Genomic DNA, 25312 nt, shown 5'->3' with positions numbered 1-25312 from the left:
CGAACTGTCCTTGCCTTCAGGGTAGCCTCCCTGCCGATTGCAAGTTGTTACCATTTGTAGGCTAGGCTTGCCGTCACGCGACGGCGATCGCCGTAGAAACAGGAGGTCTCCGACGCGCAACTGGCGACATAAGTTTTGTCAGCGATATTGATAACGTTCAATGCCGCGCGCCAGTTTTGCCATTCGTAATGGATCGTCGCGTCACCGAGCACCACCGAAGGAACCACAAGTGTATTCGCGACATTGGCGAAGGACTTGCCGACGTAGCGCACGCCGCCACCAAAGCCAAAGCCCCTCAACGGTCCCTCCTGGAAGGTGTAGTCAGTCCAGACGGATCCAACCTGCTGTGGCGTGTTGGTCGGCGTCAGGCCGAGCAGCGCCGGATTCGCGTCCTTGCTGATAAAGAGATCGTAAGTGGTGAACGCGCCAACCATTTTCAGGCCAGGTGCGAGATTGGCTACGGCCTCCAACTCGAGACCGCGCGATGTGACCTCACCGGTCTGGTTCTGAAGAACCGGCGTGATGCCCGGGACTGTCGTCGGCGCGTTTTGCCGCTTCAGATCGAACACGGCAATGCTGAAATGGCCGTTAAAGCCGTTAGGCTGAAACTTCAATCCGATCTCGGCCTGCTCGCCGGTTTCCGGCAGGAACAGCTGGTTCGAAGCGTTGACGCCGATGATCGGATTGTAGCTGGTCGCGTAGGCGACATAGGGAGCGAGGCCATTGGCGAAATTGTAGATCAAGCCGGCACGGCCGCTAAACTTGCTGTCCTCGCGGCTGATCAGCGTGGCGCCCGTCGGGCGATCGCCTTGGCTCGTCGATACCCAATCATTGCGGCCGCTCAACACCAGCGTGAAACCGCCGAACTTGATCTGGTCCTGAATATAGGTGCCGAGTTGATTTTGGGTCAGGAGGAAATTACGGAACGGAGCGCCCGTGAACGGTATGTCGCCGACACCGTAAACCGGATTAAACGCGTTGATCGAGGGCACGCCGCCAAAGGCAAAGATCTGATAGTCGTCGATCCGATAGCTTTTCAGATCGAGGCCAAACAGCATCGTGTGCTGCACGGGGCCGGTGTCGAAACGATACTCCAACTGGTTGTCCAAGTTGCCTTGGTTGGCGGTGTTCTTCGCATACCAATTGTAGCGACCAATGTCGCCGGCGGCGATATTGGTATAGCTGTTGCCGACGAAACCGCGATAGGTGAGGTCAACATGCGCGTAGCGGGCATTCTGCCGGAATGTGACGCTGTCGGAGAGGTTGCGCTCGAATTGATAGCCGATCATCTCCTGTTCGCGCTTGAACGTATCGACACTAGGGTCGCCGACGAATAGTTTTGTCGGGATGCGGCCAAAGGGTGCATCGACCACCGTTCCGACATAGGGCAGGAAGTTAATGCCGCGCGTATCTGTCTTCGACGCTGAAGCCAGCACGGTGAACGTCGTGTCTGCATCCGGCCTGTAGGTGACGGACGGCGCGATGAAATAGTTATTGTCGGGCGTAAAGTCGACTTGCGTGCCGCCGTTCTGGACCTGGCCGACCACACGATAGAACAGTTTTCCGTTCTCCGGTTGGGTCGCAACCGGGCCGCCAAAATCGAAGGACAGATAGGCGTTGCCGAAATTGTTCACGCCGGTCTCGAGATAACGGATCGGCTCTGTTGGAGGCATCTTGCTGACGGCATTGACGATACCGCTTGGGCTGGAGCCGCCATACAGCACGGCGGAAGGACCGCGCAGCACTTCGACGCGCGCGAGATTGAACGGCTGCAGCTTCCAGCTCGCATAGGACGAGTAGAATAGCTGGAGACCATCGAGGAACAGGCCGACATCGTCCGACTTGAAGCCGCGGATCAGGAACCAGTCGTTGCGCGTATCGGCGCCGAATGTTCCGGCGACAACGCCCGGGGTGTAGCGCAGGATCTCGTCGAACTTGCCGGGCTTCTGGTCGCGAATTTGCTCGCTGCCGATCACCGACAACGACTGCGGCGTCTCCATGATCGGCGTGTTGGTCTTGGTGCCCGCCATCGAGCGGCCGGCGACATAACCCTGGACGGCGCCGCGCGGGTTTTCGACGAAGCCGACGCCGCGTTGCGGCTGCGGTCTGTTGGATTGCGCTGCCTGCGTTGCACGCCTTGTTTGCCGCCGCTGCGGCGATGCGGCGCGACGGCGAGCCTCCGGCGATGCGACAACGACGGGGGGCAACGACTGTGCCCCGGATGACGGCGAAGAACTTGACTGCGCGAACGTCGAGTGTGGCCATAGCGCCAATACGGACACGGTCGCCAACGCGGCGATGCGGAACAAATTTCGAGACTTCAAGGTTCACCCCAAACCTGCGAGCACTCACGTCGCGCTTTCAGGAAGTTCAGCAGCGCAACTTGGTGACGCATACGCGAGGGATTACGATTCCTCTAATGGAATGGTTCTTAGAGAGGCTCTTAGAAAACTTCCAGCAAACGCGCGATGATTGATTGATCCGGCACCGACAGTCGGAAGCTGTGACACCGGAAAAGGCTGCAATGCTGGTTCCACGGCGTGCGCGATGCGCCCGACAATGCCCGCAATTCTGGAGCGCGTATTGCCCTCGAACAGGAACAGGTGTTCTGCCTGAGGCATTAACAGCCTGAGCTGATGTTAGAAGAAAGCAAGTTCCGTCAGCGCATTTCAAGAGTGGCCGTCGGCCACTTGACGGCGAGGCTTATACTTGGAGATACCCGTTCAGCCATGACCCGAAATCGCGAGCCCAATGGCGTCGAGCCCGAGAAGTCGGAAGACGATATTCAGCGAGAACAGCTCGGACCGCGCGGTGTGCCTGGCGCCCCCGATCCTGCGAGGATGACGCCTCAACGGGAGAAGAAGACGCCAAAGCACATCGATCCCGGACACACGGCATAGCGCGAAGCGGGAACGCTCGCGTTCGGGGCGAAGAAACCACACGGCCTGCCCATCAGGCTAGTTCCCGAACGCGATCTGAACTCCCAGATTGGATTCAACCGATCCAGGAGTTCTGTCATGCCCGACCCTACCGCAGCTATCCTTCCCTCGTTATCCTCCGCCCTTGCCGATGTCATCGCCCGGACAAAGTCTGCGATCGTCTCGGTGCATTCGCACCGCTCACGGGCCTCGGGCTTCATCTGGAAACCCGGCCTGATCGTGACGGCGGATGAAGCGCTGGCCGACGAAGGCGAAGTCTCAGTCAAGTTTGCCGACGGAACGACGCAGTCGGCCAAGATCGCAGGACGCGATCACACTACCGACATCGCGCTGCTGCGGCTCGATACCAAGAGCGATGCCGGTAATACTGTCTCCAATACTGTTTCCGTCGCGCTCTCGCCGTCTGTTCCGGATCTGGGCTCGCTGATAGTCGTGGTCGCTGCCGAGCATGGCGTTCCTGCTGCGGCGCTCGGCGTTGTCTCGCTGATCGGGGGCCGTTGGCGCAGCCTTCGTGGCGGTGAGATCGATGCCAGGATCGAGCTCGACGTGCGGCTGCGCAGTAATCACGAGGGAGGACTTGCCGTCAGCGCTTCCGGCGAGGCGATTGGCATGGCAGTCCAGGGGGTGCGACGCATTCTCGTGATTCCCGGTGCGACGATCGAGCGGATCGCGGGAAGGCTTGAAACCCACGGCCGGATTGCACGGGGCTATCTCGGGGTCGGATTGCAGCCGATCAAGCTCGATGATGGCGTCGGTGCGATGGTGATGAGTGTCGACAAGTCAGGTCCCGCGGCCGCCGCCGGTATCTTGCAAGGCGACGTGATCGTCGGCTGGAACAACGAGAAGCTGACCGGCGTACGCTCGCTGATGCAATCGCTTGGCCCGGACAGTATCGGAACGGTCGTCGACATTACTATTCGCCGCGCCGGCCAATCGGTGCAGGTTAAGCTCACGGTCGGCGAAAGGGCAGAAGCGTGAGCGAAGCGGCCTCACCGGTCATTGTGGTTGCTATCGAGATCGCCGATCCGGTGCTGGCGGACAGGCTCGCGTCGCTGCTCGGCGCCGTGTCCGGGCTTCGTCTGGCGGCGCCCGGAGAGGCAGCGACGGTCGCGCTCGTGTCACGGGACGCGCCGACGGTAGTCGACGCGCCCGATATCGATCTCACGCCACGCGAGCGCGACGTACTTGTCCTGATGGCCGAAGGCGCATCCAACAAAGCCATTGCGCGACAGCTCGGAATATCCGTGCACACCGCCAAGTTCCACGTGGCTTCGCTGCTCGCCAAGCTCGATGCAACCGGCCGTACCGATGCGGTAGCGCACGCCGCGCGACTTGGTGTGATCAACCTGTAAATCTCCGCGCGTGCTCGACCGACAAACTCTCGTCTTATCCGCGGCCCCTGTTTGCGGCGTGGTCTTTCAACTGCTCGGTTTGGGACCATTTGCTGTCCTGGCCACGATCGCGCGAATGCTCGGCCTTGTCGCGGTTGGAAAGCACCGTGTTGTCGCCAATCAGGTCGTCCTGCACGTCCGTCATAGCGCCGGTCCCGGCGCCTTTGCCCTTCGCGCCAGGGCCGAGATGCTTGCCGTCTCCGTGTGCTCCACGTGTCATGATACTATCCCTCTGGCTTTTGAGGCTTGTGGCCCGACTGGCCCGGACGATTGTGCTTGTTGTGCTGGCTTTCCTGGTTGAGGCCGCCGCGGCTTACCGGAAATTCCGATTGGCGTGCTCCGCGCTTGACGGTTTTTGCACCACCAGTCTGTTGCGTGCGCGCGATCTCCTCCTCCATCTGTCTCGCGTCGGGGACATCAGGCCTCCTTTCAAGGATGCGCAATTGCTGCTCGTGCGTCTTCTTACCCTGCAGCGGCATTCTGCGCGGGCCGCTGTCCCGATCGTTTTGCGGGGGTCCGCGGCGTCGGTCGCGAACCTCCGCCTTGTCGATACCACCTTGCGGATTGGTATCATTCTCGATGTCGCCCTCGAAAGTGTTGGCGCCTTCGAACTCCTCCAACTCGTCTGGCGTCACTCCTGCCATCGTCGTCCCCTTCGAGCCTCCGATCAGCGGATTGCGAACAAGATCGACGTTAGTCGGCCGATTCAGTTTCACGTGCTTGGTGCTCATGGCTTAACCTTCGAAGCGGGGTGAGTGCCGCCGCCCTTTCGTTCCGGATGATGAGTGTGATGGGTATCGTGTTCGCCACCGCCGCCGGAAACGTGGCTGTGGCGGCGTTTCGGATCGTCAGCCGGTGGTTTCTTAACGTGAAGCGGCTCCTTGGCGTTCTCATGGGAAGCGCCCGGGCCGCCTTGGCGAATGCTCGCGGGCGTCTTGGTTGATGTCGACATGGTGCTCGCTCCTGGACTAGCGATCCTGCTGATAGCCCTGATGAGTCGTGTTTTGGGCGGTGTTGCCCTGTTGGCCCTGCTCACGGGGATTTTCAACGCGGCCGTGGCCCTTCCGAACTTCATGGGCGTTGCCGGATTTGGGATCGCCGGTACCCTTGTGGCTTTGATTGTCCTGCGGCACGGGCGGAGGTCTGGTCATTGCTGGCTCCAGTTGTTGATTGCCTTTGTGCTGCAAGACAACGCCCGGCGAACATCAGGGTTCTTGTCGATGTTCGGAACCGCGATCAGATGCCGCATCAAGCCGCCGATGAAACCCGGTTGTTACCGGGCCACAACGCCTGAACGTCTTCCGGAAGCGCGTGGCGCACCTTCTCAACCTGATTGGGATCGACATGATGGTTCAGAACGCGGAACACCGCCTGCGCTGCATCCTTGGCATCGACCGGTTTCTGCGAACTAAGTTCTTCCGAGATGATGGAGAGAAACTCATCTGCCGATCGCCACGCCTTCGGCGCTTCACTCGGCCGCCATTGGTCGTAATAGGTGCCGCGCACCAATAGCGGAAGCTGCGCGCCCAAATGTGCGGCAAGATTAACTGGAACCCGGTCGCGGATGGTTCGCAACACCGAACCCAGAATATGCCATGCCAGCTTGCGATCGCGCGGCAGCGTTGCCATCACTTCGTCCAACCACGTGTTGGTGATCTGGAGCGTTCTGTCGAATACTTCGAGACCTGTTGCGCTCATGGGAACTCTCCGTCAGTTCAATTGGAGATGACGGGCTAACGATGCTGGTACAGATCGGTTCGCAGCGCTTGAAGGTTTTACGGCCCACACGCGAGTTCATTCGGCCACCCCATTATGTCTCCTGGATGTTATGTCTCCTGGGATGCAGTTGCAGCGACAGTCCAGAACGCCGTCAGGTAGCGCTCGCTTGTTGCGGCGGGAATATTTCGGAACCGCTTCCACAAGCACGCCAGATGTCCTAAGCAGCGGCCACATCGATTTCCTCCGTTCAGGGCCCAATGATCCGTCTCGATAACGTCAGCAAGCAAGTCGGCCACCAGATCCTCTTCATCGAAGCCTCCGCAGCCCTTCAGAAGGGCGAGAAAATCGGCCTCGTCGGCCCGAACGGTGCGGGCAAGACCACGCTATTTCGGATGATTTCAGGCCAGGAACTACCCGACGAGGGCCAAGTCTCGCTCGATCGGGGCATTACGATCGGCTATTTCAGCCAGGACGTCGGCGAGATGTCGGGCCGCAGCGCCGTAGCCGAGGTGATGGACGGCGCCGGGCCTGTCAGCGTCGTGGCAAACGAGCTCAGGGAGCTCGAGGCCGCGATGGCCGATCCGGATCGCGCCGACGAGATGGAAGATATCATCGCGCGCTACGGCGAGGTGCAGCACCGCTTCGAGGAGCTCGACGGCTATGCGCTTGACGGCCGGGCCCGCGAGGCGTTGTCGGGCTTAGGCTTCAGCCAAGAGATGATGGAGGGCGATGTCGGCGCGCTTTCCGGCGGCTGGAAGATGCGGGTCACGTTGGCGCGTATCCTCCTGATGCGGCCTGACGTGATGCTGCTGGACGAGCCGAGCAACCATCTCGACCTTGAGAGCCTGATCTGGCTCGAGCAGTTCCTGAAGGGATACGAAGGCGCGCTGTTGATGACCTCGCATGACCGAGAGTTCATCAATCGCATCATCAACAAGGTCGTCGAGATCGACGGCGGTACGCTCACGACATATTCCGGCAATTACGAATTCTACGAGCAGCAGCGCGCGCTGAACGAAAAGCAGCAGCAGGCCCAGTTCGAGCGCCAGCAGGCCATGCTGGCGAAGGAGATCAAGTTCATTGAGCGCTTCAAGGCGCGCGCTTCGCATGCGGCGCAGGTGCAGAGCCGGGTGAAAAAGCTCGACAAGATCGAGCGCGTCGAGCCGCCGAAGCGCCGCCAGACGGTGGCGTTCGAGTTCATGCCGGCGCCGCGCTCGGGCGAGGACGTCGTCAGCCTGAAGAACGTCCACAAGGGCTATGGCAGCCGCACCATCTATCAGGGCCTCGATTTCATGATCCGCCGCAAGGAGCGGTGGTGCGTGATGGGCGTCAACGGCGCCGGCAAATCGACGCTGTTGAAGCTGGTGGCGGGCTCCGCCGAACCCGACGATGGCACTGTGGCGATCGGCGGCAGCGTCAAGATGGGCTACTTCGCCCAGCACGCCATGGACCTGCTCGACGGTGAACGCACGGTGTTCGAATGGCTGGAAGATTCCTTTCCGCAGGCGGGACAAGGTTCGCTCCGCGCGCTCGCGGGCTGCTTTGGTTTCTCCGGCGACGACGTCGAGAAGAAGTGCCGCGTGCTCTCGGGCGGCGAGAAGGCACGGCTGGTGATGGCAAAAATGCTCTACGATCCGCCGAATTTCCTGGTGCTGGACGAGCCGACCAACCATTTGGATCTCGCGACCAAGGAAATGCTGATCAATGCGCTGTCAGAGTTCGAGGGTACCATGCTGTTCGTGTCCCACGACCGGCATTTCCTGGCGGCGCTCTCCAACCGCGTGCTCGAGCTGACGCCGGAAGGCATCCACCAGTTTGGCGGCGGTTACACCGAATATGTCGCGCGCACCGGGCACGAGGCGCCGGGGTTGCGGAGTTGATGCGGAGCCGTCACATGCGCTCAAACGTATCGGCGTTAGTGCTGATTGAACGCCACCAGTTTAGTTTTTCCTTTTTGCCGGGTGGACCTTCTCCCGACGCCCGGATCGCACTGTCAACGACAACGAACCACATTGTTTCCATTTTTCCATCGCGCAGCAGGCCGGTGTAGGAGACCGCGGCATCTCCCGCCGCCGTTTCACCGCCGGCGACAAAACTGATGCAATCGCCCTGATGGATACCGACGACGGGAATTTCCTGTCCGTAGAATCCGCTGTCCCTAAGCGCGGTTTTGAAGGTGCCGCTGATCCTGCGATTGGCGTCGTCGGTAATGTCAACGATGGAGCCGTATTGATTTCGCCATTTGCCTTTCCACGTCATGGGTGCATTCCCTTCCGCTAATGCCGGCTAACGACAACAAGTGACGGATGTTCCGGCTTGCACGAGGTGGGTTCCGCGTTCTGCACCAACCCCACAAATGCTATTTGCGCGCGAGCGGGGCGATGGCCTCGATCTCGTTGGTCCAGATCCCAGCCGAATAGTTTTGCGGCAGCCTTGCAAACTGCTCTGCCGTATCTATTCCGGTAGAGAATTCACCGCCGCGGTACGGGCCGAGCACGAAAACCTCGCTGTTGGCTGCCTTCATGCGGTTGAGGAAGCGGTCGGGCCAACCCCACATCCACGGCGCGACATTGATCGGCAACATTACCATCGCGTTGCTGCACGCTTTCGGCACGATGCCGGTCCAGCCATAGCCGATGTAGCCGAGCAGGCAGCTCTTGATGGTCGAGCGCGAGATGGTTCGGACATCCGGCAGGCGCCGGCGCACGATCTCGACCGGCTCGTCGCCGCCATAGACCATGATCTGCACCCGGCGTTCGCTGGGAAGCTTGTTCAGCACGGCTGCCAGCTTCTCTCCCTCGGACGCGTCCCGGCTCTTCACGTTGATCAGCAGCCGCTGTTGCGGAAAGGTGGCCAGCACCTCGGCGAGTCTCGGCATCCGGCCGATGCCCTTGCCGCGAAACGGAAAGGTCTTGCCTCCATCGGCTGTATAGCCATGGCCGATATCGAGCTTCTTCAAATAGGCCATGGAGTGTTCGCGCGTGACGCCGTGTCCGTTGGTGCGGCAATCCAGCGTCCAGTCATGAAACACCGCGAATTCACCGTCGGTCGTCGGGTGAACGTCGACCTCGACGATATCGGCGCCAGCGGCAAAACTGGCCCGCATCGAGTCGATCGTGTTCTCCAGGTATTGATGCGTTGACGGCAGCATCTGCGCTGCCGTGCAGGTGTCGTTCTTCAGCTCGCGCTCGTTGAAGCGCTGGGCAATGCCGCGGTGCGCGAGCAGGACGGGTTTGCCCTCCCGATGGGCGGCGAGATGATTGGTGTTGTTGAGGTAGATGGCTGCGCCAAGGACGGCGATCGCCGCCGCCGCATATTTCAGTTTCTTGTTCAAGGCTCGCCCCGTGTAAGAGGCGCACTGGCTAGGCACAATTTCTGGTCGATTTGCGGCAGCGGATGCGGGGAGGCGCGGAACACATGGCGCTGCGCATCGCGCGGCTTCTCAGATTGCGAGCCGGATAGGGATTCGTCCGTTATGTCGGGTTCGCCGATTGAAGAGCGAATTTACGCCGCGCGCACCTCCGAGAGGAAGCGGTTGACCTGCCCGGCGAGATCCTTGGACTGCGAGGATAGTTGCTCGGCCGCGCCGAGCACCTGATTGGCGGCAGCGCCGGTATCATCAGCGGCCTTCTGAACGCCCGTGATGTTGGAATTGACTTCCTGGGTGCCGCGCGCGGCTTCCTGCACGCTGCGGGAGATTTCCTTGGTCGCGGAGCCCTGTTCCTCGATCGCGGCGGCAATCGCGGTTCCGATCTGGTCGATCTCGGCGATCACGTTGGCGACGTTCTGGATCGCCGTCACGGTCTGGTCGCTTGCCGCCTGAATGGACGCGATCTGCTCGGAGATTTCGGTGGTCGCCTTGGCAGTCTGGCCGGCCAGCGATTTGACTTCGGAAGCGACGACCGCAAAGCCGCGGCCGGCATCGCCGGCGCGCGCGGCTTCGATGGTCGCATTCAGCGCCAAGAGGTTGGTCTGCGCGGCAATGCTCTGGATCAGCGTCACGACGTCGCCGATCTTCTGCGCGCCCTCGGCGAGCGAGCGGGCGGTCTCGCCGGTGCGCCGCGCATTATCGACAGCGCGGGCGGCGATTTCGGTCGATTGCGCGACCTGGCGGCCGATCTCGGAGATCGAGGAGGTCAATTCTTCGGTGGCGCTCGCAACCGTCTGCACGTTGGCCGAGGTCTGCTCGGAAGCCGCGGCAACGATCGCCGCCTGGCGGTTGGTGGCGGTCGCTGTCGACGACATCGACTGCGCGGTGTCTTCCATGACGGACGAGGCGGCCGAAAGTCCGCCCACGAGTTCGGTGACCTTGGCTTCGAACGCGCGGGTGAGTTCGTCGAGCACCCGGGCGCGGCGCATCTTGCCGTCATTCTCGGCGGCCTTTTCTGCGGCAAGACGTTCCGCCTCGATCAAGTTGTCCTTGAAGACGCGCACGGCTGACGCCATCGCGCCTATCTCGTCGCCGCGGCCGGCGCCGGCGATTTCACCTGAAACGTCGCCGCTGGCCAGCCGCGACATGGTGGCGGTGAGGTCGACGATCGGCCCGCAGACGCGGCGACGCACCATCACGATCAGCGCGGCGCTGGCAGTGGCGACGGCGATCAGACCTGCGAGCGCGATCAGGAAGCTGAAGCGCGCGGAAGAATAGGCGGTGCCGAGGATGTGCTCGGCGTTGTCGTAGAAGGCGTTGCGGACGTCGACGACGGCGCCGAGGCCCTTCTGGGATTCGGCGTAGAAGAAATCGACATCGTGCTCGTATTTTCCCGACGCGGCGCCTTCCTTGACGAGTTTCAGTTCGTTACCGAAACGACCGACATAGGCTTCGTTCATCTTTTCCAGCGCCGTGACCACGTTGGGCGGCGTCGCCAGGTTGCCGCGCAACTCCTGCAGCGACATCAGGATCTGGTCGGCGCGCCCTTGAGAGCGGGAATATTCCATCTTTTCGGCTTCGGTGGCGGCGCGCTTGGCGCCAACGAGATTCTTGTGAATGCTGGCGTTGTAACCACCGACGTCGCGCAGGTTCCAGGCGATATTGGCATAGACGGCCTGCCGGTAGGCATCGCCGTCGAGCTGCGCCATGCGGCGCACCTGCTCGTCGAGCAGCTTGGTGACGGCGGCGTTGAACACGGCATTGTCGGCGACGATCTTTCTGGCGGCATCCTTGCGCGCTTCGGCCGGGCCATCGATCGCCTTGTCGATGGCGTCGCGCAGGGCGTTGAATTTCACGTTCAGCTCGTCGATGCCGGTGCCGATCGCTGCGGCATCGTCGAGCCCGCCGGACAGGTTCTTGCGGACCGCGTTCATCTTGTCGCGCGCGGCGTCGGTGTTCTTGCGAAGTTTTTCGTTGAGTTCTTTCCGGATCGCCGGATCGACCGCGGGCGGGCCGTACAGGATGTTGGTCGAGAAGCCGCGCTCGGAGTTCATGTAGCGCGGGATGTCCCCGACGGCGCGCACCACCTCCAGCCGGCTCTGCGCGACCGAGACCTTGTCCATGGTCTGGTACTTCGAAACTGCCACATAGACGGCGAGCCCGCCGCCGATGGCGGAAAGTGAAACGATGGCAGCGGTGAGCAGGGTGCCGATTTTCATGGAGTTTCAGGCCATTTTGCGCTGGTACGGATATGCGGACCACCAGTATAGGTGGTGCAAATTAATCCAGGGTTTACGGTTGCGCGTGTCATACCGGCCCGTTCCAGTTGGTCTTGGTGATGGCGCGTGGCCGCGGCCTTAGAGACCGAGGAGAGAGGAATGAAGATCGTCATCATCGGCGGTACAGGTCTGATCGGTTCGAAATTGGCCCGTTGCTCGCCTCGCGCGGTCACGAGGTGCTGCAGGCGTCTCCGAGCAGGGGCGTCAATGCCGTGACCGGCGAGGGGCTCCAACCGGCGCTCGTGGGCGCCGACATTGTCGTCGACGTCTCGAATTCGCCCTCGTTCGAGGACGAGGCGGTGCTGCACTTCTTCGAGACCGGAACGCGCAACCTGATCGCGGCAGCTAAACAGGCCGGTGTACGGCACTGCATTGCGCTGTCGATCGTCGGTACCGACCGACTCGAGAGCAGCGGGTATTTCCGCGCCAAGCTGGCGCAGGAGCGGCTGATCGAAAATTCCGGGCTGGCCTACACGATCCTGCGCGCCACCCAGTTCTTCGAGTTCGTCGGCGCGATCGCGGATTCCGGACGCAGGGATGGCGAGGTCCACGTTTCCAGCCAGTTGATGCAGCCGTTGCTGTCGGACGAGGTGGTTGTTGCGCTGGCCGACGTGACTCTTGGAGAGCCCGCCAATGGCATACGCGAGGTCGCGGGTCCCGAAGCGGCGCCGCTCGCGGATTTCGTCGGCCGCTGGCTCCGCAAGCAGGGCGATGCCAGCAAGATCGTGGCGGGTGCGGACGTGCCGTATTTCGGCGCGCCACTCGCGTTGCGCACGCTGGTGCCGGACGACGGCGCGCGCATCATGCCGACGCGTTTCGATGATTGGCTGGATGGGGCTGTCAAAACGGCCTGAGCTGCCCGAGGTTTATCATTTCCACGAAGGCGGCGTGTTGAGTACGCCGCGCTCCATCCACGTCATTGCGAGCCAACGGGTCGCGCGAATGCGCGCCTGATGACAGGCTCCGCGAAGCAATCCATCTTGCGCATGAAGTGACAATGGATTGCTCGCTGCGCTCGCAATCACGGGGAGATAGCGACGCCCGCCATTGTCATCCCCGAAAGGCGGGGATCCAGTACGCCGCGGCTTTTCGGTTCAATCACTGGCGTCCCTGGAATACTGGATCACCCGCTTTCCGCCTTCGTTGAGCTTCGGCGGACAAGTCGCGGGTGATGACGACTGAATATCATATCGAGCGGCCTTCCCGCGGCGGTTTGCGCCGGAGGTCTGGCCGCATCAGTCACCAGCTAAGCACTCAGCGCGTTTCCTCGGCCGCGTTCTTCGATGCGGATTTCGGCTGCGGCGCCTTCGAACCCGTTTCCTGACAGGGCAGTTGCGTCCATGAGCCGTCGGCCGCCTGCTGATAGGCATGGCAGGAGGCGGAGGCGGGCGCTTCGCTCGTCTTTGCCGGTTGGGAATTCGTGTTGGAGTTCGTGTTAGAGTTCCTGGCGAGCGTCGGCGCTGCCAAAGTGAGGAGGGCGGCCGCCGAACCGAAGAAGATCGCTTGCCCTAACCGCATGGGAAATTCTCCTTTTCTCGAAGAGATGCCTTTTTCCTAAAAAGGATTGTGGAATTTTTTGGGAATGCTGATGGACGTACCGGCATTTGCTTAACGTTCCGCAAACGCCTGACGGCCGCCGACGCGCCGCAGCGCAGGACGGATTCTGTTCTCGAGCGCAGGAACCAGTTTCTTCGGCCGTGCGTTGGCTTGGCATCATGCCGAAGGCACGGCCTCCATGCGTCGGGAAAAGTCTTTCTTCAATGCACTGCTCACCCATTTCCTGATGGGCGTGGCACTTGGACTATCGCTGGTCCTGTTGCTCGGCCTCATCGATGCCTTCCATGTCAGGGACCTCGTCGCCAAGAGCGACGCACCTGTTCAGACAACGGTGATGCTGGTGACGACCTACGGGCTCATGTTCGGCATCGGCGCGGCGCTGACAGGCCTGGTGCTGACGCTGGAAGACGAGAGCTGAGGTCGGACGGGCCGCCCGATCAGCGGCGCAGGCGGGAGATCGTGCCGGCGGTGATCTGCATGGCGACGCCGACCACCCATCCGGCCATGATCATCCAAATCCATGCCAAATGCGGATCGTGGCGCAGCACGATGACGCCGACGCAGGCGAACGCCGAGAACGCAGCAAGGAAGGTCCCGAGCGCGCCGAGCAGTTCCGGCGTGTCCACTTTGCCGACCCAGGCGTCATCGGTAGGCTGGCCATCCGATGCGGTGAAGGGCCGGGGCGGCGTATCGATGCCGAGATAAAAGCCGAGGGCGCCACCGATCATCATCAGCAGCAGGAAAGCCTGATTGGTGAGTGCGGCGTGGCTCGTTCCTACCAGAGCCGCCACAAACAGCCCGCTTGCCGCGCCAGCCATGGCAAGCCCAAGGCGTTCCAGGACATGGGCGACTTTCCGAACGCGGGTTTGCATGACAGTGAGCCCGCCGGTTATGGAAGGGAGCTTAGGACGGTTTCAGGCAAGGTGGAAGCAACTTAGCGATGCAGATGGCGCGCCGAATTGATACAGCGCAAGATGCGGTCGGTCTGTAGAATTGGCGATGCCTGCTTCGATGGGAGACACGAACATGAGCCTGTTGGGTATGCCATTCGATCCTGCGCGCGAGGCGGCGCTCGTCACCGGCGCAGGCAACGGGATCGGCCGCGCGATTGCGCAGGCGCTGGTGGGCGAGGGCGTTCGTACCGTGTTTGCCGATGTGAACCGGGACACGGTCACGGCGGCAGCCAAAGCATCGCCGCGTCCGGAGCTGGCGGTGCCCTGGGTCGGCGATCTTGCCGATCCCGCCGCGCGCGAGGCGCTGCTGGCGCAAGCCGCGTCTGCCGTCGGGCGCGTGACGCATTTCGTGCACAGCGCCTCGCCGCCGCGGCGCGAGGCCGATCATGTGCTCGGCGTCACCACGGAGATGTGGGCGCAGATGCACGCGGTGAATCTGGACGCCGGATTCCACCTCTCGCGCGAACTGGCGCGAAAGCTGATCGCTGACAAAACGCCCGGCTCGTTCCTGCTGCTGACCTCGCTGCACGCCGGCACGCCGCGCAACCTGCCGCATTACTCGACGGCGAAGGCGGGGCTTTCGATGCTGGTGAAGGAATTGGCCAAGACGTTCGGCCGCTTCAACATTCGCGTCAACGCGCTGGTGCCGGGTGCGATTGCGGCCGGCGGCTTCGTCGCCGATCCCGCGCTCGCAAGACACATTCCGCTCGGCCGGCTCGGCCAGGCCGATGATCTTGCGCCGCTAGCGCTGGCGGTGCTGTCGAATCGGATATCAGCCTACGTCACGGGCGCGGCGATCGTGGTCGATGGCGGGTTGTCGCTGACCAACTGGTTCGAGCCGCCGGAATTGGGGGATTTGTAATTCTTTGGGCGTAGCCCGGGTGGAGCGCAGCGTAACCCGGGATCAGTCCATCCGTTGTGAGATCGTTCCCGGATTGCGCGGAGCCTGTCATCGGGCGCGCATTCGCGCGACCCGTTGGCTCCATCCGGGCTACGCAAATACTAAATGGCGCCGCCCTGATGCTTCGCGTGCCATTTCGGGCCGGGGCCGCGCATGTAGTGCAACTCGGGGCGGTAGGGATTGCGGGCGATGTCGATCAGCCCGAGCCATCGCGCGGCGATCAGATTCAGATATCGGAGAAGCGGTTGCATGGCCAGCATGGCGACCTCTCAATGCGGCCCGCCGAGCACGGACGAAAACGGCAGGGCGAAGATTTCGTCGTCGAGATCGTCGCTGACATGCAGCGTCCAGTCGCGCCAGTCTTCCGGACCCTGCGCCGTGATCAGCGATTGCACGACACGGGTGGCGTGGTCACGCGCCTCGGCCAGATTTCCGACGGCAAGGCCACGCTGATCGATGCGTACGCCTTCGGAATTGGAGCAGTGGAAATAGACTTGTGCCATGTCCGACTCCCGCGATTGCGATTCACGCCGAAAAAATAGCAGGCGGAGGAGCGACTTAATATTCGGGGAAATTGCGGACGGGATAATACGGGAGGTATCGCGACCACAGGTGGAACCGGCCAGTCAACTTGTCTGAAAATTATCGGTCATAGCGCGAGGAACGGGACTTTCGGTTCGGCCGTTTTCATCAGGAAGCCGCCACGATTGAATCGCTGCGGCGAGGACTGATGCAACCCCGGGAGAGCGACATGATGTCGGAAATGCAGATCCACACGATTGCACGCCAGATGATGGAGAAGCACGGCCTCACCGCGATCGCGCAAGCCGCACACAATGCGCAGGCTTGCGAGAGCAAGGGCGATACCGAGGAAGCCAGGGAGTGGCGTCATATCGAAGACGCCATGAAGCTGATGCGAGGGCCGCATCAGAGCTAGCGAACCCGTCGCGGATGCGGCGCGGCGCGCAGCATCCAGGATACCCCATTACTTACCGTAGCGGCATCGGCGGGCGGACCACCGGCTCGCCGTCATCCGCCATGGTTTGCTGCGGCGGTGCAGGCGGCAGCGGCGCGGGGGCGGCGGCTGGCGGTGGAGGGGGGACGTAAGCGGCTTGAGCCGGCGGATAGTAAGCCGGCTTCGGCTTCCGGACCGGCGCGACAGGCGCATTCGCGGTTCGGGGCGGCGGCGGCGCGGTTGTGACCCTCGGACGAAAATTCTGTTCGGGTCGGACCTCAGCAGCCCTTGCTTCGGAAGCTTTCATTTCGCCAGCCTTGGCAAATTCCCGCGCCATTTGCGCCTGGCTTGCCTTGAGCTGCGCGATGGTGGCTTTGAGCTCCTCGACCTGCTGGCCCATCGCGGCGAGATCCTGCGCCATCGATTGCAACTGGGTCGATTCCGCGGAGGGAGCGGCAGCGGCGGTCGCGACGGGTTCGGATTGAGCCGGTGCTGCCGTTGCCGCCGGCTCCGCAGCGGCCTGATCTGTTGCGGCGGCGGGTGCGGCCGGCGGTTGCTCGGCCACGGCGGGCTTGGCCGCCGAAGGCAAGGCTGCCAGCACGAAGGGCGGCGCCCACTCGACGGCCATCGCCTTGGCCTGATCGCCATAATGCTGCCAGCCGGCGGCAGCAATGGCGCCGACAAGGGCCAACAGCGCCATCACCAGGCGCTTCGCCCATTTGGCCACTGGCCGCTCGCCGGCGAGTTTTAGGCCATCCAGCTTGATCTCCTCGCCCGGCCTGATGTTGTCGACCTCGACATCACGCATTTGGACATCGCGCAGGTCGGTGGCGCGAAACGTCGGTTCGACCTGCGGGGTCGGCGCGCTGACCGAAATCGCGGGCGCGACGTGAATCTGCGGCTTGGCCGCGGCTTGCACTTGCGGTGTTGCGGCGGCTTGCACTTGCGGTGTTGCGGCGGCTTGGACTTGCGGTGTTGCCGCGGCTTGGACTTGCGGCGTTGCCGCGACTTCGACTTGCGGCGCGACATGAACCTGCGGCGCTGCCGGATGGACTTGCGGCGCTACGGGAGGGGTGGCCGGATCGTGGGCCAGCGGCGGCGTCTTGTGGGCGTGCGCGGCCAGCACCGTTTCAATCGCAAAAACGTCGTGCGGATCAGCCTCTTTCAGTGTCGGCGTGGATTGCATTGGCGGTCCCTTACTCAGTCCAATGTCGCCCGGATAGGGGCGGCGAGCTTGCTCTGCTGTGTGGAAAACCTCTGCCCAGGCCGCCACACGGCCAGCGAGGTTTGACTAAAGCAAGGCGATCTCGTGGTGAGGTTGGGGCCGCGGTTGCCCCCCGCGGGCTGGAACCCGCGCCGTGAGATCATACGACAGAGTCGGAGCCTGGCATACGCGCCTGCTTCGATGCGCTTGGCCAACTCGATGGCGCCGGCAGGGCCGTGCTGGACGGCGTTTTTCCCGCGATGATCTGGGAGGGGAAGAGCGATCCCGCACACGACCGCCGAAAGTTATTCGCCGATGCCAACGGTCTGCGCTTCCTGTCAACGGCCGGCGATCACCTCGGAATGGTGTTCGGCCATGGCGCCGAAAGCGCGAAAGGCATACGCAGGTTTCTGGACCTGGCGCAGAACGCGTCGGGTGCGCGGTCGGCCGCGCCTTAGGGGACAGCGCCTGCGGTGCCTGCCCGATGCCTGGCGTGCCACTTTGGACCGGGGCCGCGCATATAATGCCGCTCGGGACGATAACGATCGCAGGCGCGTTCGATCAGGCGGTGCCAACGCGTCATGATCGCATCCAGGCGGTAAAGCAGCATGGCAGCCTCTCAGTGCAGCTTGCCGAGCACGAAGGCGAAGGGCAGGACGAAGATCTCATCGTCAAGATCGTCGCTGACATGTACGACCCAGTCGCGCCAATCTTCGGCGTCGCGCCCCATGATCATCGAGCGGACGATGCAGGCGGCGCGGTCGCGCGCTTCGGCGAGGTCGCTGACGGCTTCGCCGGATCGATCAATCCGGACTTCCCGGGAGTTTGAGCAGTGGAAATAGACCTGGGTCATATCGGCCTCCTGTTGCAGGCGATCTGCATTGTTGGTTGCAGGATAGCCGGACAAGGTTCTGGCACTCTGTGATTGAGATCACGGTCGCTGCTTAAGATTTTATTAAGACTGGAGTGGTCAGACTTTAGGCATGGAATCGCAGCGGAACCGGACCTCCCGAGCCGGCAGTTGCAAGAGAAGGCCGGCGGCGTAACGCCCGCCGGCCTTTTCTCTTTGCGACCTGCAGCAAATCGCCGCCGATATTCACGGCGCTGTGAATTCTCCTCCGGAACCAGCATCTTACCTCGCCCGTTCGCTCTTCATGTTCACATGGAGAATGAGCGATGACGAAACTGACACTGCTCGGCGCGACCGCCATCCTTGCGATGGGGCTCGCGACGCCTGCGCTGTCGCAGGAAGCTACCCAGGAGCCCGGCATGATCGGGTTCAACTACCCGAACTCCGATTATCTGCTCGGCGGATACGGCGTGCGCACGCCGAGCCGCTATGACTACAGCTACTACTACGGGCCTCGCGCTTATTACGGCCCGCGCGTGTACTATCGCCCGGGCTATGTCGCCGGACCGGTCGGTTTGGCTGCCGGCGTAACCGCCGGAACCGCAGCCGCGATCGCGGGGGCGCCGTTCGTCGATTCATACGCCTATTATGACGAGCCCGGTTATTGGTAGAGCCGGAGTAGCAACAACAAAAAAGCGGCCGCAAGGCCGCTTTTTTGTTGGCTGCTTGGCCCTTCATCGGGTGGCTGCGGCGTAGGACGACAGCAGCGCGAGGAAGATGATCGTGTTCAGCACGGTCGCGCCAAGGACGAGCGCGAGGCAGGTCATCCTCAATCTATGCGGCAATCCGGAAAGATGCAGCTTTGTCCGGACATTATCAGGAGTCAATGAAGCTCGATCTTAGGTGTCGCGCGCGGACTTCAGGTTCATTCGAGGCGGCTCGGCCTTGCATGAGAAAGGCCCGCATGGTTCCAGTGTCATCATCCTCCAATGTCTTGAGGTTTGAGGTCTCATGAGCAACCGCATTCTCGTCCTTTACGGCTCCTACCGTTCCGACCGCATGGGCATTCGTCTTGCGCAGTTCGTCGTCGAGGGGTTTCGTGCGCGTGGCGATGATGTCGAATTGATCGACGCCAAGGCGATCGGCCTGCCGATGCTGGACCGGATGTACAAAGAGTATCCGAAAGGCGGCGCGCCCGCGGCGCTCGAAGAACTTGCGGGAAAGATCCGCAGCGCCGACGGTTTTGTGTTCGTGACCGGCGAATATAATTGGGGTATGCAGCCGGGGCTCAAGAATCTCACCGACCATTTTCTGGAAGAATGGTTCTGGCGGCCGGCGGCGATCGCGAGCTATTCGGCCGGCCGCTTCTCCGGCGCACGCGCCGCGCTCGCCTGGCACGGCACGCTTTCGGAAATGGGCATGGTAGTGATTTCGAGCTCGGTCGCGGTCGGGCCGATCGCGCAGACGCTGAGCGAAGACGGCAAGCCGATCGGCGAGGGCGGCAAGGCGCTGGCGCACGCGTTTCCGCGCTTCGCTGACGATCTCGTGTGGTGGATGGAGGCGGCACGGGCGCAGCGGGAGCGCAAGAAGCCGCCATACTGAGAGGCGCCTCGAATGAAGCGCAATGTTGGCGAAAACGCACCCACTTTTCGCCATGGCTGGACAGCAGATTGCGAATTGTCTGCCATCTCCCGCCTTTCTTGAGCTGCGGCAGGCAGCTCGTCCAATTGCTTCATGCATGGGTAGAATTGATGTCGCCAACGAAAGCGCGCTGCGGCCTGCTTGTTCTTGCGTTCATGGCCGCGCTCTCCGGCCCGGCTGTCGCGCAGAATCTCGATCAAGGCAAACCGGCGTCGAAGCTGTTTGCCGAAGGTTGCGCATCTTGTCATCGCAGCCCGCGCGGGCTCGCCAAGGGCCGCTTTCATCTGACGCTCTATCTCTTCCTGCAAAAGCACTATTCCAGCGGCGCGAGCTCGGCCTGGGCGCTGACCTCCTATCTGGAATCCATCGATAGCGGAAAGCGCGTCGCGGCGAAGCCACAGGCAGCCTCAGCCGCGTCGCGATCCTCAATGCGTCCACCGGCGCCAGTACCGGCGCGATAGGCCGCGCGCGCCGCCATCGCTTGCTCACGGCAACGCTGCGAAATCTCCCCGACGTGGCCATCTTTTCGACTTTTGCCGGCATAGCATCATGAGCATGTGTGGTGGCGGGGAGTAATGACGATGGTAGTGGCTGAACTTCAGACCAAGGTGGAGAAGTACGAGAGCCGGGCTGGCAAGTGCGAAGCAAAGGCCAAGGAGGCCACGGACAAGGCACAGCAGGCCTTCTACGAGGGGCTGGCCGGCTACTACGCGAGCCTGGCAACGGATTTCCGGAAAATTCTCGAGAAGCGGACCGCGTAAACGGTACGTAGGGCGGATCAGCGAAGCGTAATCCGCCGATCGGTCGCGAACCAGCGGCGGGTTACGCCTTCGGCTAATCCGCCCTACGCTCTAGAGATGGCATACGCGCGTTCACGCGCCGCCGATTGCGCGGGTGATCACTCCGCCGCCCCCGCAGTTCGGGCAGGGAGCGCCGCCGATGCGGCCCTTGCCATGACATTCGGGGCAGATGTCGTCGCCGGTGCCAGGCGTTCCGGGAGCTGCTTCATCGCCGGGATTGAGCATTGAATTCGCCGCCTGCATCTGGGCGTTCGAGCGCTTTTTTGTGCTTTGCGAATTTTGCGCTTTGTTCCGCATGGTGCGTGCCTCAAGAGATTTGCGACAACGCCGTTGCGGGGAGGAGGTTGCGAGAGATGCGCAACCTTCGCCGCTGCGAAAGCGTTGGCATGGCATGACGGAACATCCGACGATGCACCCCATGACGGGCTTCAATCCATCCGAGCCCGCCGTCCTGCACGACCGTGCGAGCGACCAGATCATCACCTGGATCGGCGATGAGGCCGACGACTTCCGCCGCTCCAGCCGCGCGCGCGACGACGGCACGGTGGCGTGGCGGGAATATGTGTTCGATGGATGGGGGAATGTGATGGGTGGGTGAGAAAGCGCGGACCAGTATGCGCGTCATGTAGCCCGCTACTGCCGTTGGCGCGATATCTCCTTACCGCGCTCCGCGAGCTTCACCATCACCTGCAGGGCCTGATTGGTCGGCGTCGCGATGCCGAGCTCGGCGCCCTTGCGCACCACATAGCCGTTGAGAAAGTCGATCTCGCTGGGCTTGCCGCGGGCGAGATCCTGCGCGGTGGAGGACATCTGGTTCGGCATCATGGTGGGGATGTTCAGGATATGCTCGATGAGGTCGTCTGCTATCGAGACGCCGCTTGTGCGAGCGACGGATATCGCTTCCTGCACCGCGCTTGTGACGACATCCCGCGTGCCTGCGACGTCCAGCATCGGTCCGTAGGAAATGCCGGCCACCGCAGACAGCGCGTTGAAGGCGCAGTTGATGATCAGCTTGCTCCAGAGCGTTTGGTCGATATCGTTGGCGATGGTGATGCGGACGCCGGTGGCCTGAAGCATCTCGGCCAGCCCTGCGCTCGCGGCCGAGGGGCCGATGGCGAGGTCGCCGCCGCCGTGATGCCTGACGTGGCCGGGTCCGGCCATCTCGCTGCCGACATAAACGACGACAGGAATGACGGCGTGGCCGGTGACGGCAGAAAGACGCTGCGCATTGTCGACGCCGTTCTGCAGGCTGAGCACGGATGTGTCCGGCCGCAGGTGTCCGACGAGCGAGCGTCCGGCGGCTTCGGTATCGGCCGATTTCACGCAGACCAGCACCAGATCGGGTGCGGCGAGGGCCGTCGTGTCGGTCGCGGCTTTGGCGGGCAGGTATTCCCTAAAACTCTTGGTGTCGAGCAGCAGGCCATGGGCGTTGATGGCGTCGACATGCGGCTGCCGGCCGATAAACGTCACGTCATGTCCGGCTTTGAGCAGCAATCCCCCGTAATAGCATCCGACCGCTCCGGCACCGACGACTGCGACTTTCATGATTGTCTCCTGATCGGCTGATGCGGTTCGAGTAGCTGATCCAAGCAGATGCCGCAATTCCGGGGCTGGCCTCGACCCGTTGGCTCATCCGGGCGATTTTCTGTGACACAATCACCACACTCGAACCGAATTGCGCTGAGGGAGCAATGCCTGATCGCGTCCGGCCACGCTTCCGCCCGGATTCGGGCCCGCGATTGCCGCGTGTTGGTTTTCGGCTTGGGCTGGGGCGCGAGCGGGGGATTGCAACATGTCTTCCATTGGCTGCACCAGTATTTCGTGCGTCGACGCCAGGTCAGGCCGTACTCAATTTAAAGCGCCACTAATCACGGCCGCGCCCGCGGGAAAATTCATACGGCTGCTTGCCGCCATGCTGGGAGCGGCATCGCTCGCCGCCTGCGCGCAGTCCTCGGTCGTCACGCAAAAATCAGAACTTCGCGCCAGCCGTCAGGCGTCTCTGGATCAGGATCGAACGACATCATCCATGATGAAAAGGCGGGTAGCCGCAGTGAGAAAACACACCGCGTCGCGCAAGGCTGCAGGCCGCGTCAAGCCGGCCTTGCATGGGATTGCCAGCTTCTACACGGAGGGAACGAAGACAGCGAGCGGCGAAAAGTTCAACACGCTCGAAATGACCGCCGCCCATCCAACGCTACCCTTCGGCACCAAGTTGCGCGTGACAAACCTCACGAGCGGCCGGTCGGTGACGGTACGGGTCAACGACCGAGGTCCCTATGTTCAGGGGCGCGTTGTAGACGTCTCCTATTCCGCGGCCGACGCGCTGGGAATGGTGGGGAAGGGTGTTGCAAAGGTCAAACTCGATGTCGTGGAGTAGCGGTAGGGCGGATTAGCGCAAGCGTAATCCGCCGATCTGGCAGGGATGAACGGCGGATTACGCTCCGGCTAATCTGCACTACGGGCCTCGAACTTGCGCTGCGGATGCGTCAGCCACTCCGCGCTCTCGACGATGCGCATTTCCTCGGTCGCACGGGCTGCGGTGCGTTCCAGTACCGCGAAGATGGCAGACGCTGCGTGGCTGAGCGCTTCCGGCGTGTCGGCGCCGCGGACGCGGGCAGCAACCAACAGCGCGGCAAAGAGATCACCGGTGCCGTTCGGGCTGATCGGAAGCTTTGGCGTGCGGACGCGAAAGGCTAGCGCGGGCTCGACGGCCAGCGTCTCGATCTCGCCTTCCGGCGTATCGGCCAACTCGGCGCTGGTGACGACGACCGTGCCGCGCGCCATGAACGCGCGCGCTGCCTTCAGCACCTGATCGATCGTTGCGGCCTTCGTTCCGCACAGCCATTCGAACTCGAAATGATTGGGCGTGATGATGTCGGCGAGCGGACACAGAAGATCGCGCACGAGCGGCGGGATGTCGGCGTGAACGAACAGGCCGCGGTCGCGATCCCCGAGCACAGGATCGCAGCAATAGTGCAGCGCGGGATTCTTCGCCTTGGCGCGCGCGACAAACTCCGCGACCACGTTGGCGTTGTCGGCCGAGCCGAGATAGCCCGATAAAATCATGTGTGCGCTATCTACCGCGCCGCGCTCCTCGATGCCGCGCAGGAGATCGGCAACCAGCGCCGCATCGAGCACGCGGCCACGGAGGGTCGGATAACCCGGCCGGTTGCTGAGCAGCGTGGTTGGCACCGCGACCACGTCGATGCCGTGCATCTGCATCGGAAACACCGCGGCGCTATTGCCGACATGGCCGAAAGCGACCTGCGACTGAATCGAAATCACGTTCATGCGGATAAGTCTGGGAAATGCCGAATTGCCGGGGCGGGAACCTGCCGAGGTTAACACATTGGTTATTTGTTTGCGGGCATTTTCACGATCCTATTCAACAAAGAGGCACCATGTCTGACATCACCATTCCCGGCGGGCGGATCCGTTCTTTCGTTGAGCGGATCGAGAACATCGACAGCGAATTGCAGGAGCTGAACGAGCAGAAGAAGGAAGTATTTTCGGAGGCCAAGGGCGAAGGGTTTGATATCAAGATCCTCAAGGAGATCATAAAGCTGCGAAAGCAGGACCAGGACGAGCGCGACGAGCGCGAAAGCCTGCTCGATCTCTACATGCGCGCAATGGAAACCGCGCCGCCGGAGAAGGAAGCAAAGGCCGCGTGATGCTGCCGGTACGTTCCTGAATACGGCTTTTACTTTTCGTCATGGCCGGGCATAGCCGTCCAAAGGACGGCGTCGCGTGCGCTCGCCTATGCCCGGCCATAAACATCGTTCTGCTTCCTCGCGCGTGGCGTAGCCGGGGAAATCACAGGGCGCAGCGCGAGTCGTAAGCTCCATTGGCAGCGGAGCAAGCGGCACCCCTCTCCCTAACCCTCTCCCGCAAGGGGAGAGGGAACCCATCCATATTGCGTCCCTGACGGTGCGGACCAAGAAGCAGCTGTACAAAGGTGAGCACGCCGTCGTGTGAGGTGAGCACGCAAGCCGGGCTCCCTCCCCCTTGCGGGGGAGGGTTGGGGAGAGGGGTAAGCCACGAGCTCCGCCCTCTCATGCTGCGTAATCCGCCGCTCTCACGATGAAAGGCATCGCCAACGCGGCGAATCCACCTAACCTTCACGGCTGATCGTGCGACCAACGGCCGGTTCCGCATTCTATCCTCGCATGTGTGCATTGCAACAGTGCGCTATTGCAGCGCAGCAAAATGCCTATTAGGTCCGTATTCCAAGCTACCTATGGAGAGTTAAAGTGAAGAAGATTTCCCTGTCCATCGCTGCCGCCGCTCTGCTCGCGCTCCCGGCTGCAACCGGCGCTCTCGCAGCCGAGTTGCCGGCTTATCAAAAGGCGGGCTTTCCGGTTTCGGCCGTGCAGGTTCAGGTGCTGGGCGCTGAAAACGTCCAGGAAGCATCGCCGGTCGCTACCTCGGCCACGCCGTTTCAACTCAGCGTTCTGACGCCGCGGAACAGAATCACGACCGCACAAGGCCAGATCGAAACCACCGGTCGCGCCGTTCGCTGAGCACAGCCGTTGGATCGGCGCTTGAGCTGGCGCCGGCTGAGCGCCTTGCCCCAAGTTTCAAAAGCCCGCGATCTCCTCGCGGGCTTTTTCGTGATGAGCGCGCTGTCCGTAGCGCGCGAAACAGATAGCAAACGTGTTATTAAGAATTAGCCCGCGCTGATTTGTACGATTCCGATTCGTTCCTTTCGAACAAAATGGAGTCGGATGGAGAACAAAGCTGTGGCGCTGCTTTT

Annotated in this window: 35 protein-coding genes and 1 pseudogene; 17 read left to right on the top strand and 19 right to left on the bottom strand. The window is 62.1% G+C overall.

Going from position 1 to position 25312, the window contains the following annotated elements; genetic code table 11:
- Positions 1–47: 47 nt before the first annotated feature.
- Complete coding sequence (locus RX328_RS27575) at positions 48–2309, bottom strand: TonB-dependent siderophore receptor (protein WP_213247791.1); 2262 nt, start codon at positions 2307–2309, stop codon at positions 48–50.
- A 420-nt stretch (positions 2310–2729) separates the two neighbouring features.
- Here RX328_RS27575 and RX328_RS27570 point away from each other — a divergent pair, with 420 nt between their 5' ends.
- From RX328_RS27570 to RX328_RS27560, 3 genes are all read left to right on the top strand, one after another.
- Complete coding sequence (locus RX328_RS27570; protein WP_197427489.1) at positions 2730–2900, top strand: hypothetical protein; 171 nt, start codon at positions 2730–2732, stop codon at positions 2898–2900.
- 117 nt (positions 2901–3017) lie between these two features.
- Positions 3018–3917, top strand: a complete 900-nt coding sequence (locus RX328_RS27565; protein WP_213247587.1) for a S1C family serine protease — start codon at positions 3018–3020, stop codon at positions 3915–3917.
- Positions 3914–4291, top strand: coding sequence for a response regulator transcription factor (locus RX328_RS27560; RefSeq protein ID WP_213247585.1), 378 nt, complete (start codon positions 3914–3916; stop codon positions 4289–4291). The genes RX328_RS27565 and RX328_RS27560 overlap by 4 nt, the downstream gene beginning before the upstream one ends.
- A gap of 34 nt (positions 4292–4325) precedes the next feature.
- Here RX328_RS27560 and RX328_RS27555 read toward each other — a convergent pair whose 3' ends face one another.
- The 5 genes from RX328_RS27555 to RX328_RS27535 form a co-directional block, all read right to left on the bottom strand.
- Positions 4326–4550, bottom strand: coding sequence for a hypothetical protein (locus RX328_RS27555; RefSeq protein WP_213247583.1), 225 nt, complete (start codon positions 4548–4550; stop codon positions 4326–4328).
- A gap of 4 nt (positions 4551–4554) precedes the next feature.
- A complete protein-coding gene (locus tag RX328_RS27550) occupies positions 4555–5061 on the bottom strand; it encodes a hypothetical protein (RefSeq protein WP_317258514.1) in 507 nt (168 codons plus the stop codon).
- Positions 5058–5282, bottom strand: a complete 225-nt coding sequence (locus RX328_RS27545; RefSeq protein ID WP_213247581.1) for a hypothetical protein — start codon at positions 5280–5282, stop codon at positions 5058–5060. The genes RX328_RS27550 and RX328_RS27545 overlap by 4 nt, the downstream gene beginning before the upstream one ends.
- 16 nt (positions 5283–5298) lie before the next feature.
- Positions 5299–5481 carry a hypothetical protein gene (locus RX328_RS27540; protein ID WP_213247579.1) on the bottom strand — a complete coding sequence of 61 codons (183 nt, stop codon included), beginning with the start codon at positions 5479–5481 and terminating at the stop codon, positions 5299–5301.
- A gap of 97 nt (positions 5482–5578) precedes the next feature.
- Complete coding sequence (locus RX328_RS27535) at positions 5579–6028, bottom strand: DUF2267 domain-containing protein (protein ID WP_213247577.1); 450 nt, start codon at positions 6026–6028, stop codon at positions 5579–5581.
- A gap of 278 nt (positions 6029–6306) precedes the next feature.
- Between RX328_RS27535 and RX328_RS27530 the strand changes: the two genes are divergently transcribed.
- A complete protein-coding gene (locus RX328_RS27530; RefSeq protein WP_213247574.1) occupies positions 6307–7929 on the top strand; it encodes an ABC-F family ATP-binding cassette domain-containing protein in 1623 nt (540 codons plus the stop codon).
- Between the two features lie 10 nt (positions 7930–7939).
- On the opposite strand, the gene RX328_RS27525 is transcribed toward RX328_RS27530, so the two are convergent.
- The 3 genes from RX328_RS27525 to RX328_RS27515 all read right to left on the bottom strand — a co-directional run bounded on the left by RX328_RS27525 (position 7940) and on the right by RX328_RS27515 (position 11638).
- Positions 7940–8308, bottom strand: a complete 369-nt coding sequence (locus RX328_RS27525; protein WP_213247572.1) for an avidin/streptavidin family protein — start codon at positions 8306–8308, stop codon at positions 7940–7942.
- A gap of 100 nt (positions 8309–8408) precedes the next feature.
- Complete coding sequence (locus tag RX328_RS27520; protein ID WP_213247570.1) at positions 8409–9383, bottom strand: glycerophosphodiester phosphodiesterase family protein; 975 nt, start codon at positions 9381–9383, stop codon at positions 8409–8411.
- A 170-nt stretch (positions 9384–9553) separates the two neighbouring features.
- Positions 9554–11638, bottom strand: a complete 2085-nt coding sequence (locus tag RX328_RS27515) for a methyl-accepting chemotaxis protein (RefSeq protein ID WP_213247568.1) — start codon at positions 11636–11638, stop codon at positions 9554–9556.
- A gap of 159 nt (positions 11639–11797) precedes the next feature.
- On the opposite strand from RX328_RS27515, the pseudogene RX328_RS27510 reads away from it, so the two are divergent.
- Positions 11798–12552, top strand: a pseudogene (locus tag RX328_RS27510) (SDR family oxidoreductase).
- Between the two features lie 400 nt (positions 12553–12952).
- On the opposite strand, the gene RX328_RS27505 reads toward RX328_RS27510, so the two are convergent.
- Entirely contained in the window at positions 12953–13216 is a 264-nt protein-coding gene (locus tag RX328_RS27505) for a hypothetical protein (protein ID WP_213247566.1), read from the bottom strand.
- 217 nt (positions 13217–13433) lie between these two features.
- On the opposite strand from RX328_RS27505, the gene RX328_RS27500 reads away from it, so the two are divergent.
- A complete protein-coding gene (locus RX328_RS27500; protein WP_213247564.1) occupies positions 13434–13673 on the top strand; it encodes a hypothetical protein in 240 nt (79 codons plus the stop codon).
- 19 nt (positions 13674–13692) lie between these two features.
- Here RX328_RS27500 and RX328_RS27495 read toward each other — a convergent pair whose 3' ends face one another.
- A complete protein-coding gene (locus tag RX328_RS27495) occupies positions 13693–14127 on the bottom strand; it encodes a hypothetical protein (RefSeq protein WP_213247562.1) in 435 nt (144 codons plus the stop codon).
- A 154-nt stretch (positions 14128–14281) separates the two neighbouring features.
- Here RX328_RS27495 and RX328_RS27490 point away from each other — a divergent pair, with 154 nt between their 5' ends.
- A complete protein-coding gene (locus RX328_RS27490; protein ID WP_213247560.1) occupies positions 14282–15070 on the top strand; it encodes an SDR family NAD(P)-dependent oxidoreductase in 789 nt (262 codons plus the stop codon).
- A 140-nt stretch (positions 15071–15210) separates the two neighbouring features.
- Here the strand turns inward: RX328_RS27490 and RX328_RS27485 are convergent, their stop codons facing one another.
- Together RX328_RS27485 and RX328_RS27480 are read right to left on the bottom strand one after the other, a co-directional pair.
- Positions 15211–15369 (bottom strand): hypothetical protein, encoded by a 159-nt coding sequence (locus RX328_RS27485; RefSeq protein WP_213247558.1) that lies wholly within the window; start codon positions 15367–15369, stop codon positions 15211–15213.
- Positions 15370–15378: 9 nt separating this feature from the next.
- Positions 15379–15612 (bottom strand): DUF6894 family protein, encoded by a 234-nt coding sequence (locus RX328_RS27480; protein WP_213247556.1) that lies wholly within the window; start codon positions 15610–15612, stop codon positions 15379–15381.
- Between the two features lie 248 nt (positions 15613–15860).
- Between RX328_RS27480 and RX328_RS27475 the strand changes: the two genes are divergently transcribed.
- The gene (locus RX328_RS27475; protein ID WP_213247554.1) at positions 15861–16046 is read left to right on the top strand and encodes a hypothetical protein; all 186 of its coding nucleotides are present in this window, start codon (positions 15861–15863) and stop codon (positions 16044–16046) included.
- Between the two features lie 52 nt (positions 16047–16098).
- Here the strand turns inward: RX328_RS27475 and RX328_RS27470 are convergent, their stop codons facing one another.
- Positions 16099–17250, bottom strand: a complete 1152-nt coding sequence (locus RX328_RS27470; protein ID WP_213247552.1) for a hypothetical protein — start codon at positions 17248–17250, stop codon at positions 16099–16101.
- A gap of 254 nt (positions 17251–17504) precedes the next feature.
- On the opposite strand from RX328_RS27470, the gene RX328_RS27465 reads away from it, so the two are divergent.
- Positions 17505–17726, top strand: coding sequence for a hypothetical protein (locus RX328_RS27465; protein ID WP_213247550.1), 222 nt, complete (start codon positions 17505–17507; stop codon positions 17724–17726).
- Here the strand turns inward: RX328_RS27465 and RX328_RS27460 are convergent.
- Positions 17723–17878 (bottom strand): hypothetical protein, encoded by a 156-nt coding sequence (locus RX328_RS27460; protein ID WP_213247548.1) that lies wholly within the window; start codon positions 17876–17878, stop codon positions 17723–17725. The two genes, RX328_RS27465 and RX328_RS27460, sit on opposite strands and share 4 nt — an antisense overlap.
- A 9-nt stretch (positions 17879–17887) precedes the next feature.
- Positions 17888–18121, bottom strand: coding sequence for a DUF6894 family protein (locus RX328_RS27455; protein WP_065729642.1), 234 nt, complete (start codon positions 18119–18121; stop codon positions 17888–17890).
- 323 nt (positions 18122–18444) lie between these two features.
- Between RX328_RS27455 and RX328_RS27450 the strand changes: the two genes are divergently transcribed.
- The 4 genes from RX328_RS27450 to RX328_RS27435 all read left to right on the top strand — a co-directional run bounded on the left by RX328_RS27450 (position 18445) and on the right by RX328_RS27435 (position 20520).
- Positions 18445–18789: a hypothetical protein gene (locus tag RX328_RS27450; protein WP_213247546.1), complete on the top strand. Its 345-nt coding sequence runs from the start codon at positions 18445–18447 to the stop codon at positions 18787–18789.
- A 340-nt stretch (positions 18790–19129) separates the two neighbouring features.
- On the top strand, positions 19130–19720 hold the full coding sequence (locus RX328_RS27445) for an NADPH-dependent FMN reductase (protein WP_213247544.1): 591 nt from the start codon (positions 19130–19132) through the stop codon (positions 19718–19720).
- A gap of 149 nt (positions 19721–19869) precedes the next feature.
- Positions 19870–20220, top strand: coding sequence for a hypothetical protein (locus tag RX328_RS27440; protein ID WP_249726086.1), 351 nt, complete (start codon positions 19870–19872; stop codon positions 20218–20220).
- Positions 20221–20334: 114 nt separating this feature from the next.
- Complete coding sequence (locus RX328_RS27435; RefSeq protein ID WP_065744956.1) at positions 20335–20520, top strand: hypothetical protein; 186 nt, start codon at positions 20335–20337, stop codon at positions 20518–20520.
- Between the two features lie 111 nt (positions 20521–20631).
- On the opposite strand, the gene RX328_RS27430 is transcribed toward RX328_RS27435, so the two are convergent.
- Positions 20632–20784, bottom strand: coding sequence for a hypothetical protein (locus tag RX328_RS27430; protein WP_317258513.1), 153 nt, complete (start codon positions 20782–20784; stop codon positions 20632–20634).
- Positions 20785–20977: 193 nt separating this feature from the next.
- Between RX328_RS27430 and RX328_RS27425 the strand changes: the two genes are divergently transcribed.
- On the top strand, positions 20978–21157 hold the full coding sequence (locus RX328_RS27425) for a hypothetical protein (protein WP_249726085.1): 180 nt from the start codon (positions 20978–20980) through the stop codon (positions 21155–21157).
- 35 nt (positions 21158–21192) lie between these two features.
- Here RX328_RS27425 and RX328_RS27420 read toward each other — a convergent pair whose 3' ends face one another.
- A complete protein-coding gene (locus tag RX328_RS27420) occupies positions 21193–22104 on the bottom strand; it encodes a ketopantoate reductase family protein (RefSeq protein ID WP_213247540.1) in 912 nt (303 codons plus the stop codon).
- Between the two features lie 247 nt (positions 22105–22351).
- On the opposite strand from RX328_RS27420, the gene RX328_RS27415 reads away from it, so the two are divergent.
- Positions 22352–22936 carry a septal ring lytic transglycosylase RlpA family protein gene (locus RX328_RS27415; RefSeq protein ID WP_409410729.1) on the top strand — a complete coding sequence of 195 codons (585 nt, stop codon included), beginning with the start codon at positions 22352–22354 and terminating at the stop codon, positions 22934–22936.
- A 68-nt stretch (positions 22937–23004) separates the two neighbouring features.
- On the opposite strand, the gene pdxY is transcribed toward RX328_RS27415, so the two are convergent.
- The gene (gene pdxY, locus RX328_RS27410) at positions 23005–23850 is read right to left on the bottom strand and encodes a pyridoxal kinase PdxY (RefSeq protein ID WP_213247537.1); all 846 of its coding nucleotides are present in this window, start codon (positions 23848–23850) and stop codon (positions 23005–23007) included.
- A gap of 110 nt (positions 23851–23960) precedes the next feature.
- Here pdxY and RX328_RS27405 point away from each other — a divergent pair, with 110 nt between their 5' ends.
- A complete protein-coding gene (locus RX328_RS27405; protein WP_213247535.1) occupies positions 23961–24230 on the top strand; it encodes a DUF2312 domain-containing protein in 270 nt (89 codons plus the stop codon).
- 579 nt (positions 24231–24809) lie between these two features.
- Positions 24810–25079: a hypothetical protein gene (locus RX328_RS27400; RefSeq protein ID WP_213247533.1), complete on the top strand. Its 270-nt coding sequence runs from the start codon at positions 24810–24812 to the stop codon at positions 25077–25079.
- Positions 25080–25312 lie beyond the last annotated feature (233 nt).

The organism is Bradyrhizobium sp. sBnM-33 (assembly GCF_032917945.1).
Lineage (GTDB): Bacteria > Pseudomonadota > Alphaproteobacteria > Rhizobiales > Xanthobacteraceae > Bradyrhizobium.
This window is presented reverse-complemented; position numbering and strand designations above follow the sequence as displayed.